This is a genomic window from Schumannella sp. GW821-FHT10F01, from assembly GCF_058809295.1.
The window spans coordinates 26,597-45,523 of sequence record NZ_JBXASM010000004.1 but is presented as its reverse complement, the minus strand read 5'-3'; the positions used below and the strand labels follow the sequence as shown (position 1 = coordinate 45,523).

At 72.7% G+C, this 18,927-nt stretch carries 16 protein-coding genes; 3 read left to right on the top strand and 13 right to left on the bottom strand.

The window, feature by feature from the left end; translation table 11 throughout:
* Positions 1–67: 67 nt before the first annotated feature.
* From murD to AC1RSJ_RS06485, 9 genes are all read right to left on the bottom strand, one after another.
* Positions 68–1,657 (bottom strand): UDP-N-acetylmuramoyl-L-alanine--D-glutamate ligase, encoded by a 1,590-nt coding sequence (gene murD / locus AC1RSJ_RS06525; RefSeq protein WP_493117715.1) that lies wholly within the window; start codon positions 1,655–1,657, stop codon positions 68–70.
* Positions 1,657–2,757: a phospho-N-acetylmuramoyl-pentapeptide-transferase gene (gene mraY, locus AC1RSJ_RS06520; protein WP_493117533.1), complete on the bottom strand. Its 1,101-nt coding sequence runs from the start codon at positions 2,755–2,757 to the stop codon at positions 1,657–1,659. The genes murD and mraY overlap by 1 nt, the downstream gene beginning before the upstream one ends.
* Entirely contained in the window at positions 2,754–4,202 is a 1,449-nt protein-coding gene (locus AC1RSJ_RS06515) for a UDP-N-acetylmuramoyl-tripeptide--D-alanyl-D-alanine ligase (protein ID WP_493117532.1), read from the bottom strand. The genes mraY and AC1RSJ_RS06515 overlap by 4 nt, the downstream gene beginning before the upstream one ends.
* Complete coding sequence (locus AC1RSJ_RS06510; RefSeq protein ID WP_493117531.1) at positions 4,199–5,746, bottom strand: Mur ligase family protein; 1,548 nt, start codon at positions 5,744–5,746, stop codon at positions 4,199–4,201. Before AC1RSJ_RS06510 ends, AC1RSJ_RS06515 begins: the two co-directional genes overlap by 4 nt.
* 26 nt (positions 5,747–5,772) lie before the next feature.
* On the bottom strand, positions 5,773–7,566 hold the full coding sequence (locus AC1RSJ_RS06505; RefSeq protein ID WP_493117530.1) for a peptidoglycan D,D-transpeptidase FtsI family protein: 1,794 nt from the start codon (positions 7,564–7,566) through the stop codon (positions 5,773–5,775).
* A 22-nt stretch (positions 7,567–7,588) separates the two neighbouring features.
* Positions 7,589–8,275, bottom strand: coding sequence for a cell division protein FtsL (gene ftsL / locus AC1RSJ_RS06500; protein WP_493117529.1), 687 nt, complete (start codon positions 8,273–8,275; stop codon positions 7,589–7,591).
* Positions 8,272–9,228 (bottom strand): 16S rRNA (cytosine(1402)-N(4))-methyltransferase RsmH, encoded by a 957-nt coding sequence (rsmH, locus tag AC1RSJ_RS06495; protein WP_493117528.1) that lies wholly within the window; start codon positions 9,226–9,228, stop codon positions 8,272–8,274. The genes ftsL and rsmH overlap by 4 nt, the downstream gene beginning before the upstream one ends.
* Before the next feature lie 137 nt (positions 9,229–9,365).
* Positions 9,366–9,797 carry a division/cell wall cluster transcriptional repressor MraZ gene (mraZ, locus tag AC1RSJ_RS06490; RefSeq protein ID WP_493117527.1) on the bottom strand — a complete coding sequence of 144 codons (432 nt, stop codon included), beginning with the start codon at positions 9,795–9,797 and terminating at the stop codon, positions 9,366–9,368.
* Between the two features lie 394 nt (positions 9,798–10,191).
* Positions 10,192–10,500 (bottom strand): DUF3040 domain-containing protein, encoded by a 309-nt coding sequence (locus tag AC1RSJ_RS06485; RefSeq protein ID WP_493117526.1) that lies wholly within the window; start codon positions 10,498–10,500, stop codon positions 10,192–10,194.
* A 125-nt stretch (positions 10,501–10,625) separates the two neighbouring features.
* Between AC1RSJ_RS06485 and AC1RSJ_RS06480 the strand changes: the two genes are divergently transcribed.
* Positions 10,626–11,741, top strand: coding sequence for a polyprenyl synthetase family protein (locus tag AC1RSJ_RS06480; RefSeq protein ID WP_493117525.1), 1,116 nt, complete (start codon positions 10,626–10,628; stop codon positions 11,739–11,741).
* Between the two features lie 40 nt (positions 11,742–11,781).
* Here the strand turns inward: AC1RSJ_RS06480 and AC1RSJ_RS06475 are convergent, their stop codons facing one another.
* A complete protein-coding gene (locus tag AC1RSJ_RS06475; protein ID WP_493117524.1) occupies positions 11,782–12,120 on the bottom strand; it encodes an Rv2175c family DNA-binding protein in 339 nt (112 codons plus the stop codon).
* A 214-nt stretch (positions 12,121–12,334) separates the two neighbouring features.
* Here AC1RSJ_RS06475 and AC1RSJ_RS06470 point away from each other — a divergent pair, with 214 nt between their 5' ends.
* Positions 12,335–13,510 carry a LysM peptidoglycan-binding domain-containing protein gene (locus tag AC1RSJ_RS06470; RefSeq protein ID WP_493117523.1) on the top strand — a complete coding sequence of 392 codons (1,176 nt, stop codon included), beginning with the start codon at positions 12,335–12,337 and terminating at the stop codon, positions 13,508–13,510.
* Positions 13,511–13,769: 259 nt separating this feature from the next.
* Positions 13,770–15,752 carry a Stk1 family PASTA domain-containing Ser/Thr kinase gene (pknB, locus tag AC1RSJ_RS06465; protein WP_493117714.1) on the top strand — a complete coding sequence of 661 codons (1,983 nt, stop codon included), beginning with the start codon at positions 13,770–13,772 and terminating at the stop codon, positions 15,750–15,752.
* A 16-nt stretch (positions 15,753–15,768) separates the two neighbouring features.
* Here pknB and AC1RSJ_RS06460 read toward each other — a convergent pair whose 3' ends face one another.
* The 3 genes from AC1RSJ_RS06460 to AC1RSJ_RS06450 all read right to left on the bottom strand — a co-directional run bounded on the left by AC1RSJ_RS06460 (position 15,769) and on the right by AC1RSJ_RS06450 (position 18,921).
* Positions 15,769–17,136, bottom strand: a complete 1,368-nt coding sequence (locus AC1RSJ_RS06460; protein ID WP_493117522.1) for a class II 3-deoxy-7-phosphoheptulonate synthase — start codon at positions 17,134–17,136, stop codon at positions 15,769–15,771.
* Positions 17,137–17,211: 75 nt separating this feature from the next.
* Entirely contained in the window at positions 17,212–17,961 is a 750-nt protein-coding gene (locus AC1RSJ_RS06455) for a lysophospholipid acyltransferase family protein (protein ID WP_493117521.1), read from the bottom strand.
* A 9-nt stretch (positions 17,962–17,970) separates the two neighbouring features.
* The gene (locus AC1RSJ_RS06450; protein WP_493117520.1) at positions 17,971–18,921 is read right to left on the bottom strand and encodes an ROK family protein; all 951 of its coding nucleotides are present in this window, start codon (positions 18,919–18,921) and stop codon (positions 17,971–17,973) included.
* Positions 18,922–18,927: the final 6 nt, after the last annotated feature.

Below are 18,927 nucleotides of genomic sequence, written 5' to 3'. Positions count from 1 at the left end.
GACCGCGCGCGGCCCGCGTCGCGGACCGCCCGGTCCGCCGCTGCCGCCGGACCGCAGCGGCTCGCGCTCAGGAGCCGGGCTTGCCGCCGGGCTCGTCCGAGCCGCGGTCGTCGAGCCCGGTGCCGTCGTGCGCGGCGTCCTCGTCGGAGCCGCCGGCCGGCGCATCGTGGTCACGGGCTCCCCCCTCTGCCTGCTGCCGCACCGCGTCGGCGAATCGCCGCCCGCGGTCCGCGTAGTCCGTGAACTGGTCCATGGATGCCGCCGACGGGGCGAGCAGGACGACGTCGCCCGGGCGGGCGAGCGCCTGCGCCGCGGCCACGGCCGCGGGCATCACCCGATCAGTGTCGGGCTCCTCGACCTCGACCAGGCGGACGCCGGGCGCGTGTCGCGCGAACGCGTCGCGCACCGCCTCCCGCTCGACCCCGATCACGACCGCCGCGCGGAGCCGGGGGGCGTGGTCGCGCACGAGCGGCGCGATGTCGATGCCCTTGAGCAGGCCGCCGACGACCCAGACGACCGACTCGAACGCGCCGAGCGAGGCGGCGGCGGCATCCGCGTTGGTGGCCTTCGAGTCGTCGACCCAGGTGACGTCCGCGTGCACGAGCACCGTCTCGGTGCGGTGCGGGCCGACGCGGAAGCCCCGCACCGCGTCGCGGATGGCGGACGGCGCGATCCCGGCGGCGCGGGCGAGCGCGGCGGCGGCGAGCACGTTCTGCGCCATGTGGCGCGACGCGAGGCCGGCTCCGCGGAGGTCGTCGAGCGTGCCGAGCTCGAGCGCCGACGAGCGGCGGTCGTCGAGGAAGGCGCGGTCGACGAGCACGTCCTCGACGATGCCGAGGTTCGACGGGCTCGGGATGCCGAGGCCGAAGCCGATCGCGCGGCAGCCGTCCTGCACCTCCGCCTCCTCGACCATGACCATGGTCGCCTCGTCGGCGAGGTTGTAGACGCACGCGACGCGGGTGTTCGCGTAGACCTTCGCCTTGGCGTCGCGGTAGGCCCGGGCCGAGCCGTGCCAGACCAGGTGGTCGTCGGCGAGGTTGAGGCAGACGCTCGCGAGGGGCGCGATCGCACCGCCCGCGTTCCGGCCGAGCCAGTGCAGCTGATGGCTGGAGAGCTCGACGACGAGCACGTCGAAGCCCTCCGGATCGCGCACGGCGTCGAGCACCGGGATGCCGATGTTGCCCGCCGGCGCGGCCTTCACCCCGCCCGCGACGAGCATGGTCGCCGTGAGCTGGGTCGTCGTGGTCTTGCCGTTCGTGCCGGTGATGCAGATCCACTCGGCCGCGCGCACCTTGTCGCGCACCCGCCAGGCGAGCTCGATGTCGCCCCAGACCGGGAGGCCCTGCTCGGCCGCCCAGGCGAGCAGCGGATGCGACGGCGGATAGCCCGGCGACACGACGACGAGCTCGGCGCCGAAGCCCGCGAGCTCCGGCGGCACGCCGTCCGCGTCGGGGGCCTCCACCCAGCCGGCGCCGATGACCTCGAGCAGCCCGAGGTGCTCGTCGGAGCCGTGCGCCGCGGCGACCAGCACCTCGGCGCCGAGCTCGACGAGCGTGTCGGCGACGGAGAACCCGGTGACGCCGAGCCCGAGCACGGCGACGCGGAGGCCGCGCCAGTCGGCGTGCCAGCTGGTCAGGGCGGCGAGGTCGCGCACGATCAGATGCTGATCCAGTTGAGGTAGAAGATGCCCACCGCGAGGGCGACGAACAGCCCGGCGATGATCCAGAAGCGCACGACGATCGTCACCTCGGCCCAGCCCTTGAGCTCGAAGTGGTGATGGATCGGGCTCATGAGGAAGATGCGCTTGCCGCGGGTGATCTTGAAGTACGCCCGCTGCACGATCACCGAGCCGGTCACCGCGAGGAACAGGGCGCCGACGAGCACGAGCAGCAGCTCGGTGCGGCTGAGGATCGCGAGGCCGGCGAGCGCGCCGCCGAGGCCGAGCGAGCCGGTGTCGCCCATGAAGATGCGCGCCGGCGTCGTGTTCCACCAGAGGAAGCCGACGAGGCTGCCCGCGATGGCCGCGGCGATCACGGCGAGGTCGAGCGGATCGCGCACCTCGTAGCACTTGTACGCGACGGCGTCGTCGAGGTTCGGGTTGAAGCACGACTGGTTGAACTGCCAGAAGCCGATGAACAGGTACGCCGAGATCGAGAACACGGCGGTGCCGGTCGCGAGTCCGTCGAGTCCGTCGGTCACGTTCACCGCGTTGGAGGCGGAGACGACGATGACGTTCGTCCAGATCACGAACACGATGACGGCGCCGACCGTGCCGAACACGGCGAGGTCGAGCCAGTCGATGTCGCGCAGGAACGAGATCTTCGTCGAGGCGGCGGAGAGCTGGTTCTCGTCCTTCGGGTACATCAGCGCGACGACGGCGAAGACGGTGCCGACGATCACCTGGCCGATGATCTTCGCCCAGCCGCCGAGCCCGAGGCTGCGCTGGTTGCGGGTCTTGAGGAAGTCGTCGACGAAGCCGACCGCGCCCAGCCCGAACATCAGGAAGTACACGAGCATGCCGACGAGCGTCCACGGCTCGCGGGCGACGAGATGCCCGACCAGGTAGCCGACCCCGGTGCCGAGGATGAAGATGATGCCGCCCATCGTGGGCGTGCCCTTCTTCGCGTGGTGCGTCTGCGGGCCGTCGTCGCGGATGAACTGGCCCCAGCCGAGACGGCGGAACAGCCGGATGAACAGCGGGGTGAGGAAGAGCGTGAACGCCATCGAGACGGCACCGGCGACGAGGAGGGCGATCACGAGGCGTCCTCCCCTGCTGCGGACCGGCCCGGCGCGGCCGGCACCGCGGCGGCCGCCGCGATCCGGTCTCCGAGGAAGCGCAGGCCGGCGGAGTTCGACGACTTCACGAGCACGACGTCACCCGGCCGCAGCAGTCCACGCAGCACATCGTAGGCGGCGTCCTGGTCCGGCACGGCGAGCGACTCCCCGTCCCACGAGCCCTCGAGCCCGGCCGCGTTGTGGATGTGGCGCGCGCCCGCGCCGACGACGACGAGCTGCTTGATGTCGAGGCGGACGGCGAGCCGGCCGATGCGGTCGTGCTCCTCGTCCGCGTACTCCCCGAGCTCGCTCATCTCGCCGAGGACGGCGATCGAGCGCCGCCCGTCGCGGGTGAGCTGGGCGAGCGTCTTCAGCGCCGCGGCCGTCGAGTCGGGGCTCGCGTTGTAGGCGTCGTTGATGACGCTCACGCCGTCCGGCCGCTCGAGCAGCTCCATCCGCCAGCGCTCCGCGCGCGGCACGGCCTCGACGGCGGCGATCGCGCCGTCGCGGTCGACGCCGAGCTCGCGGGCGACCGTGAGCGCGGCGAGGGCGTTGAGCACGTGGTGCTCGCCGAGGATCCGCAGGCGCACAGGGCTCGAGACGCCGTCCGCGACGAGCGTGAACGAGGTGCCGGCGGCGTCCGCCGACAGGTCCTCCGCGCGCACGTCCGCGGCTCGGCCGGTGCCGAAGCGGACGATGCGGGCGGCGGTCTCCCCCGCCATCGCCTCGACGCGCGGGTCGTCGGTGTTGAGCACGGCGGCCGCGGTGGCCGGCAGCGCGGTGACGATCTCGGCCTTCGCGCGCTGGGTCGCCTCGATGCCGCCGAAGCCGCCGGCGTGCGCGAGCCCGACCTTGAGCACGACCGAGACGTCGGGCACGACGATGCCGACGAGGCGCGCGATCTCGCCGGGGGCCGAGGCGCCCATCTCGACGACGAGGAACTCGGTCTGCTCGTCGGCCCTGAGCATGGTGATCGGGGCGCCGACGTGGTTGTTGAACGAGGCCTGCGGGAACACGGTCGGCCCGACGGCCGACAGGATCGCGGCGACCAGGTTCTTCGTCGTCGTCTTGCCGTTCGAGCCGGTGATGCCGACCACGCGGAGGCGGCCGAGCGCGCGGATGCGGGCGATCACCTCACGGGCGAGGTCGGCCAGCGCGAGCACGCCGTCCGCCACGACGATCTGCGGGGTCTCGACGTCGAGCTCGCGCTCGACGACGAGCAGCGCCGCGCCCGCCTCGACGGCGGTCGGCGCGAACAGGTGGCCGTCGGTGCTCTCGCCCGGCAGCGCGAAGAAGATCGAGCCCTCCTCGACCAGCCGGGAGTCGGTCTGCACGCTGCCGGCCACGACCGTCGCGGAGTCGGCGCAGCCGGACACCAGCCGTCCGCCGAGGATGCGCGCCACCTCGGCCAGCTCGAGCGCGATCACGCCCAGCCCGCCTCGTGCAGGGCCGCGCGGGCCTCGTCGCGCGCCGAGTACTCGGTGCGCACGCCGCGGATGTCGCGGTAGTCCTGGTGGCCGGGACCGGCCCAGAGGATCGAGTCGCCCTCGGTCGCGAGGTCGACGGCGGCGCGGATGGCGGCCTCCGGCGGGCTCACCTCGAGCGTGCGCTCCGGCTGGTGCTCGGCGAGGGCCGCGCCCTCGAGCAGGGTCGCGCGGATCGACGCCGGGTCCTCGAAGCGCGGGTGGTGGTCGGTGATGACCAGCACGTCGCTGCCCTCCGCCGCGACGCGGCCCATCTCGAGCCGCTTCGTCGCGTCGCGGTCGCCGTCGGCGCCGAACACCATGATCGTGCGGCCGGTCGTGAACTTGCGCACGGCGGCGAGGGTGTTCTCGAAGGCGTCGGGGCTGTGGCCGAAGTCGACGAAGACCGCGGGTCCGCGGTCGCCGGACACCCGCTCGGTACGGCCGGGGAGGTAGGCGCGGATGCCGCCGTCGGCCTCCAGCGCCTGGCCGATCACGCCGAGCTCGAAGCCGGCCTCGACGAGCAGCACGATGGCGAGCCCGGCGTTGGCGGCCATGTGCCAGCCGATGAGCGGCACGCTCGTCTCGAGCGTGCGGCCCTCGGGGCCCGTGAGGCGGAACGCGGTGCGCTCGGCGGACTCGTCGAGCACCTCGACGGTCCACTCCGCCTCGACGCCGGGCGTGGCGGAGATGGTGGTGACCGGGATGCGCGACTCGTCGACGACCCGGGCGCCCCACGGCGTGTCGAGCGACACGACGCCGCGGCGGGCACGATCCGGCTCGAACAGCGCGAGCTTCGCCCGGAAGTACTCCTCCATGTCGGCGTAGTCGTCGAGGTGGTCGTGGCTGAGGTTCGTGAAGCCGACGACGTCGAACACGATGCCGTCGACCCGGTTCCAGCTCAGCGCCTGCGCGCTGACCTCGATCGCGACGGCGCGCACGCCGGCCTCCCGCATCCGCGCCAGCAGCGCGTGCAGCTCGCTCGCCTCCGGCGTCGTGAGGCGGCTGACGACGCTGAGGTCGCCGATGTGGCGCTCGGAGGTGGAGCTGAGGCCGGTGACGATGTCGAGCTGCCGGAGGATGCCCTCGAGCAGGTACGACATCGACGTCTTGCCGTTCGTGCCGGTGACGCCGAAGATCAGCGGCGGGTTCTCCTGCGTGCGGTAGACCCACGCCGCCAGCTCGCCGAGCGCCTCGCGCGGCGACGGCACGACGACGACGGGCAGTCCCGCGTCGGCGGCGATCGCGGCGCCCTCGGCATCCGTGAGCAGCGCGGAGGCGCCCGCCTCGCGAGCGTCGGCGGCGAACTCGGCGCCGTGCCGCTTCGCCCCGCGCAGCCCCACGTAGAGGTCGCCCGGCTGCACCTCCGAGGAGACGACGGTCACGCCCGTGAGGTCCACGCCGTCGACGGAGCCGTGGTGCTCGAGGTCGAACTCGCGCACCAGCTGGGCCAGCGACCGGGGGGTCGGATGCTCGGGGCGGAGGACCGGAGGGATCCGTGAGCCCACGTGGCCTCGCTTCCTAGCCGTTCCGCTCACCAGGTGAGCGGGATGTTCGGGACCGGCGTCGTGGACGGCGGTACCCGGTACGTCTTGATGACCTGCTTCATGATCGCGGCGAACGCCGGGGCGGCCGCTGCTGACGTCTTCACCTTATCCGGGTTGCCGAGGGTGACCACGACGGCGTACTCCGGGTTGTCGACCGTGGTGAGCCCCGCGACCGAGACCACGCGGTCCGAGCCGTACTTGCCCGACGGGGTCGCGACCTGCGCCGTGCCGGTCTTCGCCGCGATCCGGTAGCCCGGGATCGAGACCGTCTTCGAGATGTTCGACGTGGTCGCCACGGTCTCCATCATCAGGAGCGTCGCGTCCGCCGCCTGCTCGGAGACCACGCGGGTCGGCGTGGTGTCGGGCTGGCCGGTGACGGTGCCGTCGGCGTGCGTGCAGCCCTCGACGAGCGTCAGCGGCACCTGCACGCCGCCGTTGCCGAGCGTCTGGTACATGCTCGCCATCTGCGCCGAGGTCACCGAGATCGCCTGGCCGAACTGCTGGGCCTTGTCGGAGATCGGGTCGATGCCGATCGGGTTCTGCACGATGCCCGCGGTCTCGGCCTGGAAGCCGACCGCGGTCTTCGAGCCGAAGCCGAACTTCTTGAGGTACTCGGTGCGCTTCTGCACGCTGAGGCTCTCGCTCAGCATCGAGATGCCGATGTTCGACGAGTTCTCGATGATGCCCGCGACCGTCCAGTGCATGTCGCCGTGCGGGAACACGTCCTTGATGAACGCGCCCTTCGGGAAGCCCTTGTCGTAGCGGCCCGGCACGACGAGCTTGTCGTCGGCGGTGATCGCGCCGGCGTCGAGGAGCGACGCGACCGTGGCCGGCTTCATGATCGAGCCCGGCTCGAACGAGGCGCTGAAGAAGCGCGATCCGCGATCGGTCGCGGCCGTCGCCGAGACGTCGTTGGGGTCGACGCTCGGCCAGTCGGCCGCGGCCATGATGTGGCCGTCCTTGATGCGGACGACGGAGGCGGTGGCCCACTTCGCGCCGTAGACCGCCGCCTGCTCGGCGAGCACCTGCTGGCTGTACCACTGCAGGTCCTGGTCGATCGTGAGCTGCAGGGTGCCGCCGTCGACGGCCGCCTTCGTCTCCACGGTCGAGCCGGGGATGCGCACGCCCTGCGGGCTGCGCTCGTAGCTCTGCGAGCCGTCCGTGCCGGCGAGGCAGGCCTGCTGGGTGAGCTCGAGTCCCGCCAGCGGCGCGTCCGTGCCCATGAAGCCGAGCAGGTTGCCGGCGACGGCGCCGTTCGGGTAGCTGCGGGCGCTGGTGTCCGGCTCCGAGTAGACCCATGGGATCTTCAGCGCGCGCACCTCGTCGTAGGCGGCGAGGCCGACCGACTTCGAGAGGTACGCGAAGTCGGCGTCCGGGTTCTTCGCGACGGCCGCGGTCAGCGTGTCGCGCATCTGCTGCGCGTCGCCCTTGGTGACGTCCGCGACCTCGGCCAGCGCCTCGTCGACCGTGACGGTCGTCTTCGCGCCCTTCTCGTCCGTGCGGTCGAACGTCGCGTCGCCGCCGAGCGCGAGGCGCGGCGAGGCGGTGATGTTCCAGCGCTGCACGCTCGAGGCCAGCACGACGCCGTTCGTGTCGACGATGTCGCCGCGCGAGCCGTAGGTCGTGATCGAGAGGCGCTGCTGCTTGTCGGCTGCCGCCGTGAGGGCGTCGGCGCGCATCACCTGCAGGTCGACGAGCCGCACGACGCAGCCGACGACGAGCGTCGCGACGACGAGCAGGGTGACGGCCAGGCGGCGTCGGGTGCTGCGGGAGTGGCTCACCTGGGCTCCGGTCGATGCGTGATCAGTGCGTGGTCGGCGACGGGATGACGCCCGGGCCCGATGGTACGTTCGCGCCGCCCGTCGTCCCGGTCGACCCGCCGCCCGTCGCGCCGGTGCCGGTCGAACCGGTTCCCGTTGCGCCGGTGGAGCCGGTGCCGCCGTCGGCCGTCGCGATGCCGCCGTCCTCCTCCGTGGCCGGCGTCTGGCCGGCCGCCGCGTCCTGCGCCGCCTGCTCGGCCGAGGCGTCGATGCCGTCGCCGCCGAGCAGCGAGTTGCCCACGAGGTTGCCGGACGAGCCGACGAGGCTGCCGCCGGCGGGCGTCGCGCTGCCGGTGACGCCCCCGGTGGTCGCGTCGAGGAACACCGGGCTGCCGCTCGTCACCATGCCGAGCTCCTCGGCGCGGCCGGTGAGGTTCTGGGTGGAGCCGAGCACGGAGAGCTTCTCGCTCAGCGCCTTCTCCTGGCGCGAGTAGTCGCGCTGCTGCACCTGCAGCGAGCTGATGCGGTACGCGCCGTCGGCGAGCGAGATGCTCAGCAGCAGCTGCGCGAGCAGGATCATGCCGATGCCGCCCACCACGATGAGCGCGTAGATGAGGCGCGGGCGAGCGCGCCGCTGCGCGCGATCGGGCGCGATCTCGAGGTGCCGGGTGTGCTCCTGCTCCGTCTCCGGAGACCGGAGGGGGCGGGCCAGGGCCAGGGTGGTGCTCATGCCGCCTCCGCGATGCGCTCGGCCGCCCGGAGCCGCACGGAGGCGGCCCGGGGATTGGTGGTCTTCTCCTGCTGGTCCGCCTGCTCGGCGCCGCGCACCAGGAGTCGGAACGAGGGCCGGTGCTCCGGCAGCTCGACGGGCAGCCCCCGCGGGGCGGTCGAGACGGTGCGCGCCGCGAGGGCGCGCTTGACGATGCGGTCCTCGAGCGAGTGGTACGCGAGGACGACGATGCGGCCGCCGAGCGCGAGCGCGTCGAGGCCGGCCGGGATCGCGCGCTCGACGATGGCCAGCTCCTGGTTCACCTCGATGCGCAGCGCCTGGAACACGCGCTTCGCGGGGTGTCCCGACCGCTCGCGCTGCACCGCGGCCGGCGTCGCCGCCACCAGCAGCTCGACGAGCTGGCCGGACCGGGTCAGGCGGGTGGCGACCCGCGACTCGACGATGCGACGCGCGTACCGGGGGGCGAGCTTCTCCTCGCCGTACTCGAAGAAGATGCGGCGCAGCGACGCCTCGTCGTACTCGGCGAGCACCTGCTCGGCGGTGATTCCGCCGGTGGTGTCCATCCGCATGTCGAGCGGCGCGTCCTGCGAGTACGAGAAGCCGCGCTCCACCTCGTCGAGCTGCATCGACGAGACGCCGAGGTCGAAGAGGATGCCGTCGGCGGCCGGCAGGCCGAGCGAGTCGAGCGCCTCCGGCAGCCGGTCGTACTCGGTGTGCACGGGGCGGAAGCGGTCGCCGAAGGGGGCGAGCCGCTCCCCCGCGAGTCGCAGGGCGGCCGGATCGCGGTCGAGGCCGACGAGCACGATCGCCGGGAAGCGCTCGAGCAGCGCCTCGGCGTGGCCGCCGAGGCCGAGCGTCGCGTCGACGACGACGGCGCCCTCGCGCTCGAGTGCGGGGGCGAGCAGCTCGATGCAGCGCTCGAGCAGGACGGGGATGTGGACGGGACGAGCCATGGCGGAGGACGGCCGTCCCCGGACCCTGATCCCCATCCGCGGTGACCTGGTCTCGGGGAAGTGAGACCAGGGCGGGAGCGACCTGTCATCGGGGAAGTGACGGCAGGGCGTGCGGCTGGGGGTCGGGATCCGGGGCGCTAGAAGAGGCCGGGGATCACCTCCTCGTCGGTGTCGGAGAAGCGGGCTTCGGTGTCGGCGTAGTACTGGTTCCAGGCGGAGGTGTCCCAGATCTCGGCGCGGGTGCCGGCGCCGATGACCGTGAGGTCGCGGTCGAGGCCCGCGTAGTCGCGCAGCAGGCCCGGCACCGTGATGCGGCGCTGCTTGTCGGGGATCTCCTGGCTCGCGCCCGAGAGGAAGAGGCGCATGAAGTCGCGCGCCGGCTTGTTCGTGAGCGAGGCCTCGCGCATCCGGCCGTGGAGGTCCTCGAACTCGCGCTGGCTGTAGAGGAAGACGCTGCGCTCGAGTCCGCGGGTCATGACGAGGCCGCCGGAGAAGTCATCCCAGAACTTGGCGGGGAGCACGAGGCGTCCCTTCTCGTCGAGCTTCGGGGTGAACGTGCCGAGCAGCATGACGTCCCCCTTCGCTCCGGCCAGTGGAAGTTGGCTCCACTTTACTCCACTCCCATCCACAAACCTAGGAGATCACCGCGTTTCGACGGCCCCATTCGGGTGACAGGCCTGGAATTCCGGGCCAGCACCGAGTGGAGGAGATTCCCACGATGCGGTCCGGATCCGGGCATGACGAAGCGCAGAGGGAGCCGGCCCGCCCTCGAACGCTCGACGACGCGGGTCGACGAGAGCTGCCGGGAGGGGCGGGCGGGTCGCCGGGGAGGGAAAGGGAGGGATGCGGGGAGTGCGGTGGAGGACGCCCGGAGACGACGGAAGGCCGGCCCGATGGGCCGGCCTTCCGGATCACCTCAACGTGGAGGCGGGCCTCCCATCACGACGGGAGGAGCAGTGAGGTTCAGTCGCGGTCGGCGCCGTGGCGACGCGGTGCGAGGCGCGCGGTCAGGCGTCGCGGCGGGGCGACGGCGATGACGACGCCAGCGAACATCACGACGAAGCCGAGGATCCCGAGCACGGGCACGCGGGTCGCGACACCTGCGAGGAGCGCACCGATCCCGATCAGTCCGATGACGACGCCGAGCGCGATCGCGCCGGCACCGGGGCGGCCTCTCCGAGCTCCCACCGTCGCGACGTAGTCCGCGTCGCTGTGGTAGAGGTTGCGCTCCATCTCGTCGAGGAGTCGCTGCTCCTGCTCGGACAGTGGCATCTCGGTGGCCTTTCGTCGGGACCCCCGCTCTGCGCGGTCAGCCGCCAGAGCGAGTTGTACGCAGGTCGGGACGGCTCTGCGTGGATGCCTCATTGTAGGTCGGCGACCCTCGGTAGGCTAGGCGTGTGGCTGGGAGTTTGCGCCTTGTGGATCTCGTCCAGGAGCGCATCGACGACTTCCTCGACGATCGGTCCGTCGACCTCGAACGCGTGTCGGAGGATCTGGCCGATCACATCGCCATCGCGCGCGACCTCCTGGCGGGCGGGAAGCGGTTCCGCGCCCTGTTCTGCTACTGGGGTTGGCAGTCGGCCGCGGGACTGCCCACGGAGACCGACGACCTCGTGGAGTCGATCGGCGCCGAGCAGGTCGGGCCGGTCACGACCGTCGCCGCCGCGCTGGAGCTGTTCCACGCCGCGGCGCTCGTGCACGACGACATCATGGACGCCTCCGACACGCGCCGGGGGCGACCGTCCGTGCACCGGCGCTTCGAGGCGCTGCACGCGGAGCGCGGGATGCTCGGCGACGCGGGACGCTTCGGCACGTCGGCCGCGCTGCTGCTCGGCGACCTCCTGCTCGGCTGGAGCGACGAGCTGCTCGACGCCGGCCTCGCCGCCGACCCCGCCACCGCCGCCGCGGCTCGGGCCGAGTTCGTCCGCATGCGCACCGAGGTCACGGCCGGCCAGTACCTCGACGTGCTCGAGGAGGGCTCGTGGCGCGGTCACGAGGAGACGGAGCAGCTGCGCCGCGCGCACCGCGTCATCCTCTACAAGTCGGCCAAGTACAGCGTCGAGGCGCCGCTCGTGATCGGCGCGGCGCTCGCCGGCGCCGAGCCCGACCAGCTCGACACGCTGCGCCGCTTCGGCGTGCCGCTCGGGGTCGCGTTCCAGCTGCGCGACGACCTGCTCGGCGTCTTCGGCGACCCCGACGTGACCGGCAAGCCCGCCGGCGACGACCTCCGCGAGGGCAAGCGCACCGTGCTCATCGCACTCGCCCGCCGCAGCCTGCCCGCGAACGCCGTGCGGCTGCTCGACGAGCTGCTCGGCGATCCCGAGCTCGAGGCGGCGCAGATCACCATGCTCCAGTCGGCCCTGCGCGAGAGCGGCGCGGTCGATCAGGTCGAGCGGATGATCGAGCGCAACGTCGGCGACGCCATCGCCGCGCTCGGCATGGCCCGGCTCACGCGGGCCGCGAAGACCGAGCTCGCGCGGCTCGCCGACGCCGTCACCCGCCGCAGCGCCTGAGGCGCCGGAGCGGGCGGCTGCTCAGAAGGCGGGCGGCTGCTCAGAAGGCGAGGGACTGGGCGACGCGGCGCACCTCGGCCTTGCGGCCGGCCCGCAGCGCGTCGATCGGCGCGACGCCGAGGCTGTCCTCCGGCGACGTGAGCCAGCGCAGGATCTCCTCGTCGGAGTAGCCGGCGTCGCCGAGCACCACGATCGTGCCGCGCAGCTCGGCCACCGGCTCGTGATCGCGGAGGAACGACGCGGGCACCTTGAGCACGCCGTCGATGCGGGTGGCGAGGATCACGCGATCCTCGATCAGCCGTCGGACACGGCCGAGCGGCAGCTCCAGCCGCTCGACGAGATCGGGGAGGGTCAGCCACTCGGGGGCGCTGTCGGTCACTCCCCCAGCGTGCCACGATCACGCCCGCCATCCGGAGCAGCGGATTCCGTCACTCCAGTAACACAATCCACACTGATCACTCTGATTGACACGCCTTTACTTCTGTGTCAGCGTGGACCGATCGCCCGGAGGGGAAGCCGGGCTGAGCGGGGAAGAACCATTGACGCAGTCCGTCCATGCTCGCGCGCCCTGGGGAGGCGCGGCGCGAGCCACCATGCCGATCGTGCTCGCGGGAGCGCTCGCCGTCGGCATCGGCGTCGCGGCGCCGGCTGATCCGGCGCACGCCGCCGTGAAGAAGCCGGTGCGGGCCAAGGCCGCCGCCGCGCGTCCTGCGGTCGCCGCCGTCGTGACGCCCGCCGCCGTCGCCGTCGTGCCGACCACGCACACCGTCGCCTCGGGCGAGTCGGTCGCCTCCATCGCCGGCCGCTACGGGCTCGCCACCGCGGCCGTGCTCGCCGCGAACGGACTGGGCTGGCGCTCGCTCATCTTCCCCGGCCAGGTGCTCACGCTCCCGGGCGGCACGGCGGCCGCACCCGCCGCCCAGGCCGCACCGAGCGCCGGCGGCGCCTACACGATCGCGAGCGGCGACACCGTCTCCGGGATCGCGCAGCGCCAGGGCACGACCACCGCCGCGCTGCTCGCGGCCAACGGCCTCAGCGCGTCGAGCATCATCTACCCGGGCCAGCGCCTCGTCATCCCGGGCTCGGCCGCACCGGCGCCCGCCGCCGCACCGGCTCCGGCCGCCGCCCCGACCCCGGCGGCTGCTGCCGGGTCGACCTCGTACGTCATCCGCACCGGCGACACCGTCTCGGCGATCGCGACGCGCTTCGGCACCACGACCGCCGCGGTGCTCGCGGCCAACGGCCTCACGAGCGCCGGCCTGATCTACGCCGGCCGTACCCTGACCATCCCGGGCGCGGCCGCCGCCGCGCCGGCGGTCCGGACCGCGGCCGCGGTGACGCCCATCGGCACGGGCGTCACGCCGCTCACGGGCACCATGACGGCGAACGCGACGACCATCATCGCCGTCGGCCGTCAGCTCGGCGTGCCGGACCGCGGCATCGTGATCGCGCTCGCCACCGCGATGCAGGAGTCGAGCCTCGTCAACCTGTCCACCGGGCACCTCGACTCGGTCGGCCTGTTCCAGCAGCGCCCGAGCTACGGCTGGGGCACGCCGGCGCAGCTCACCGACCCGGCCTCGGCCGCGCGCCGCTTCTACGGCGGGCCGTCGAACCCGAACACGGGCGTGACGCGCGGGCTGCTCGACATCCCGGGCTGGCAGGCCATGTCGCTGACGCAGGCGGCGCAGGCCGTGCAGGTCTCGGCCTACCCTGACGCCTACGCGCGCTGGGAGACGAGCGCCGTCTCCTGGCTCGCCCAGCTCGGCTGACCCGCCCCGGCTGACCCGCCCCGGGCGACCCGCCCCGGCGACCAACCCTGGGCTGACCAACCCTGGGCTGATCGCCGCGCGATCTCCCGACCCGTCCCGGATATGACGCGGCATCCCGGAGACGACGCGGCGGTCGTGTCCCTCCCGACGCGAGCCGATCGCGGCCGGCCCCGAACCGAGCGGGACTCCGCGTTGCACCAGGGGATTCCCCGCGCCCGTCCCTAGACTTCCGGGCGTGAGTGCGAACACGTCCGATCCGATGATCGGCCGGCTGATCGACGGCCGGTACCAGGTGCGCTCACGCATCGCCCGCGGCGGCATGGCCACCGTGTACCTGGCGACGGACCTGCGCCTCGAGCGCCGCGTCGCGGTGAAGATCATGCACGGCCACCTCGCCGACGACAGCCAGTTCAAGCAGCGCTTCATCCAGGAGGCCCGGTCGGCCGCCCGTCTGGCGCACCCGAACGTGGTCAACGTCTTCGACCAGGGGCAGGACGACGAGAGCGCGTATCTCGTCATGGAGTACCTGCCGGGCATCACGCTGCGCGACCTGCTGCACGACTACGGCGCGCTCACCTCGGAGCAGACGATCGACATCGCGGAGGCCGTGCTCTCGGGCCTCGCCGCCGCTCACAAGGCCGGCATCGTGCACCGCGACCTCAAGCCGGAGAACGTGCTGCTGGCCGACGACGGCCGCATCAAGATCGGCGACTTCGGCCTGGCCCGCGCCGCCAGCGCGAACACCGCGACCGGCGCCGCGCTGCTGGGCACGATCGCCTACCTCTCCCCCGAGCTCGTGACCCGCGGCGTCGCGGACACCCGCAGCGACATCTACGCGGTCGGCATCATGATGTACGAGATGCTCACCGGCGAGCAGCCGTACAAGGGCGAGCAGCCGATGCAGATCGCCTACCAGCACGCGAACGACTCCGTGCCGGCGCCGAGCATCGCCCTGCCCGGCGTGCCCGCCGAGCTCGACGAGCTGGTGCTCTGGGCGACGGCCCGCGATCCCGAGGAGCGCCCCGCCGACGCCCGCGCCCTCCTCGACCAGCTGCGCGACACCGAGACCGAGCTCAGCACGGCGCTGCCGCCCGCGACGTCGCGGACCGCGGCGCAGCGCACGCTCGTGCTGCCGGCGGCGCCGCGCGGGGTCTCCCCCGACGCCGCCACCCAGGTGCTCGGCGGCGTGCCGCCGCGCCCGCCGGCCCCCGTCATCCGCGCGGACGCCGACACCGCGCCGGCGCCGGAGCTCTCGGAGGCGACCTCCGCCCTCGCGACCAGCGCGCGCCGCCGTCGGGGACGCGGCTGGATCATCGCCCTCGTCGTCGTGCTGCTCGTCGCACTCGCCGGCGGCGCCGGCTGGTACTTCGGCTTCGGGCCGGGCGCCCGCGTCGGCGTGCCCGGAGTCGCCGGGGCCTCCGTCGCGGATGCCACCTCGACGCTGCAGGAGGCCGGCTTCCGCGTCGCACCCGACGTGAAGACGGACTGGTCGGTCGACGTGCCCAAGGGCAGCGTCGTCGGCACCGACCCGGCGAAGGGCACCGCGGCCGACAAGGACGCGCTCATCACGCTCATCGTCTCGAACGGTCCGCGTCCGTACGACCTCGGCACCCTCGTCGGCCAGACCGAGTCGGACGCGAAGACGCTCGTCGAGTCGCACTGGCGGCTCGACGGGGAGACGACCCAGTTCGACCCGCAGATCGAGCAGGGGCACGTGATCGACGCCCTCGGCACCATCGACGGCGTCGAGCAGCAGAGCCTGAAGGACGTCACCCAGTACGGCGAGCAGCAGCCGATCGCGCTCGTGCTCTCGGCCGGGCCCTTCCCGGACATCGCGAACCACTCGGTCGCCGACGCGACGAAGCTGCTGCAGGAGGCGGGCCTCCAGGTGTCGCCCGACCAGCAGCAGATCGCGAGCGACACGGTGCCCGACGGGCAGGTCATCGGGCTCGTGGGCGGCGACTACTCGAAGCCCATCCGCCCGGACGACACCGTCACGCTCATCGTCTCGACCGGCCCGCCGCCCGTGGAGATCCCGGACGTGGTCGGGCTGACCTGGGACAAGGCGAAGAAGGCGCTGGCCGACGCGCAGTTCGTCGTGCAGATCACGAACGGCGGCCCGGTGAAGAGCCTCGCCGACTTCAGCCCCGGCTCGTTCGTCGTCGACAAGGTCGATCCCGATCAGAGCGGCACGGCCCCGAAGGGGTCGACGATCAAGATCACGCTGAAGAACAACTTCTAGCGCGAGGGCCGGCAGGCTACTTCGCGAGCTCCTCGGCGACGAGGAACGCGAGCTCCAGCGACTGCATGTGGTTCAGTCGCGGGTCGCACAGCGACTCGTAGCGCGTCGCGAGCGTCGCCTCGTCGATGTGCTCGGAGCCGCCGAGGCACTCGGTCACGTCGTCGCCGGTCAGCTCGACGTGGATGCCGCCCGGGTGCGTGCCCGCGGCGCGGTGCGACTCGAAGAAGCCCTGCACCTCGTCGACGATCTCCTCGAAGCGGCGGGTCTTGTAGCCCGTCGGCGTCGTGATGCCGTTGCCGTGCATCGGGTCGGTGACCCAGAGCGGCTGCGCGTCCATGCCCTTGATGGCCTCGAGCAGCGGGGGCAGTGCGTCCCGGATGCGCGACGCGCCCATCCGCGTGATGAACGTCAGGCGGCCGGGCTCGCGCTCGGGATCGAGCTTGTCGATGAGGCGGCGCATGTCGTCCGCGGTCGTCGACGGCCCGAGCTTGACGCCGAGCGGGTTGCGGATGCGCGAGAAGAAGTCGACGTGGGCGCCGTCGAGGTCGCGCGTGCGCTCCCCGATCCAGAGGAAGTGCGCGCTCGTGTCGACCGGTGTGCCGTTGCGGGAGTCGATCCGCGTCATCGGGCGCTCGTAGTCCATGAGCAGGCCCTCGTGCCCGGTGTAGAACTCGACGCGCTTGAGCTCGTCGAAGTCGGCGCCGGCGGCCTCCATGAAGCGGATGGCGCGGTCGATCTCCTTGGCCAGGCCCTCGTAGCGCTGGTTGGCCGGGTTCTGCGCGAAGCCGCGGTTCCAGGAGTGCACCTCGCGCAGGTCGGCGAACCCGCCCTGCGTGAACGCGCGGATGAGGTTCAGCGTCGACGCTGCCGTGTGGTAGCCCTGCACGAGCCGGCGGGGATCGGCCTGGCGCGACTCCGGCGTGAAGTCGTAGCCGTTGACGATGTCGCCGCGGTAGGCCGGCAGCGTCACGCCGCCGCGCGTCTCGTCGTCGCTCGAGCGCGGCTTGGCGAACTGGCCCGCCATCCGGCCCATCTTCACGATCGGCATCGACGCGCCGTAGGTGAGCACCACGGCCATCTGCAGGATCGTCTTCACGCGGTTGCGGATCTGCTCGGCGGTCGCGCCGGCGAAGGTCTCGGCGCAGTCGCCGCCCTGCAGCAGGAACGCCCTGCCCTGGGCCGCGTTCGCGAGCCGCTCGCGCAGGATGTCGATCTCGCCCGCGAACACCAGCGGCGGCATGGTCGCGATCTCCGCGGACGCCGCGGCGGCGGCCGCCGCATCCGACCAGGCCGGCTGCTGCTTGATCGGGAGGCTCCGCCAATAGTCCAGACCCTCGACCACCTCGGGATCGGCGAGGACGACGGGTTCGGCGGGAAGGGTCACGAGGGTCAAGCGTATCCGAGCGGGGCAGTGCTCACCGGCACGCGGCGGCGGGGCCGATCGGACGACCGGGACGGGTCAGGAGGCCGCCCCGGCGCGCGCCACGGCCTTCGCGCGGGCGCGGCCAGCGCGGGCCGTCGCGGAGGCCTTCGCAGCCTTCGGCGTCTTGGCCGAGGAGGCGTAGACGTCGACGTACTCCTGGCCGCTGAGGCGCGACAGCTCGTACATGATCTCGTCGGTGATCGAGCGGAGCACGAAGCGGTCGCCCTCGAGGCCGTGGAAGCGCGAGAAGTCGAGCGGCTCGCCGAACACGATGCCGATGCGGCGCACCTTCGGCATGAGCGTGCCGGTCGGCATGGCCTTCTCGGTGTCGATCATGGCGACGGGCACGACGGGCACGCGGCCCTCGAGCACCATGCGGGCGATGCCGGTGCGGCCGCGGTAGAGGCGGCCGTCGGGCGAGCGGGTGCCCTCGGGGTAGATGCCGAGCTGCTCGCCGTCGGCCAGGACCTGCAGGCCGGTGTTGAGCGACGCCTCCGAGGCTCGCCCGCCCGAGCGGTCGATCGGCAGCTGGCCGATGCCGAGGAAGAACTGCTTGATGAACCAGCCCTTGATGCCGGGCATCGTGAAGTACTCGCTCTTCGCGAGGAAGCGGATGCGGCGGTCCACCGCGATCGGCAGGAACACCGAGTCGATGAAGGACAGGTGATTCGACGCGAGGATGACGGCGCCCTCGCGCGGCAGGTTCTCGATGCCGCGGATCCACGGCCGGAACACCGTGAACAGGAACGGGCCCAGCACGACGTTCTTCAGGAACGCGTAGAACATGGCTTCTCCCTAGAGCGTCTGCGCCCGGAGGCGGGCCAGGTCGGCCGCGCCGACCACGCCGGCGTCGTTGACGAGCTCGGCCGTCGCGAACTGCGCCTCAGGATGGTAGCCGCGTGCCGGCAGGTGCGCGAGGTACGCCTCGCGGATCGGCTCGAGCAGTCGCTCCCCCGCCGCGGCGACGCCGCCGCCGAACACGAAGACCTGCGGGTCGAGCACGGCGCTGAGCGAGGCGCAGGCCTGCCCGAGCCAGCCGCCGAGCTCGCGGAGTGCGGCCAGCGCGCCCGGGTCGCCGTCCTGGATGAGCGCGCCGACGGTCGCGCCGTCGAGCGCGCCGTCGCGCTCGCGGGCGATCGCCAGCGACTGGCCGATGCCGCCCGCGTCGGCGATGGAGTTCGCCATCCGGAGCAGCGCGCGGCCGGAGCCGTACTGCTCGATGCAGCCGCGGGCGCCGCAGCCGCACGGCAGCCCGCCCGGCACGACGCGGAGGTGGCCGATCTCGCCGGCCGAGCCGAAGCCGCCGCGCAGCAGGTGGTCGTTCACGACGACCGCACCGCCCACCCCGGTGCCGATCGTGAGCATCGTCATGTCTGAGGTCATCCGCCCGGCGCCGTAGCGGAACTCGGCCCAGCCGGCCGCGTTCGCGTCGTTGTCGATCGTGATCTCGATGTCGGGCAGCCGCTCGGTGATGCGCTGGCGGAACGGCTCGTTGCGCCAGTTGATGTTCGGCGCGTAGTAGACGGTCGACTGCGCCGCGTCGATGAAGCCCGCGGCGGCGACGCCCGCCGCGATGACCTCCGTGCCGGACGAGAGCCGGCGGATCATGTCGACGACGGCATCGACGATCGCGGACGGATCGCCCGCGGGCGTCGGCACGCGGTCGTCCGCGACGATCTCGCCGAGATCCGTGACCACCGCCCCCGCGATCTTGGTCCCGCCGATGTCGATCCCGATCGCGTGCACCCCCCG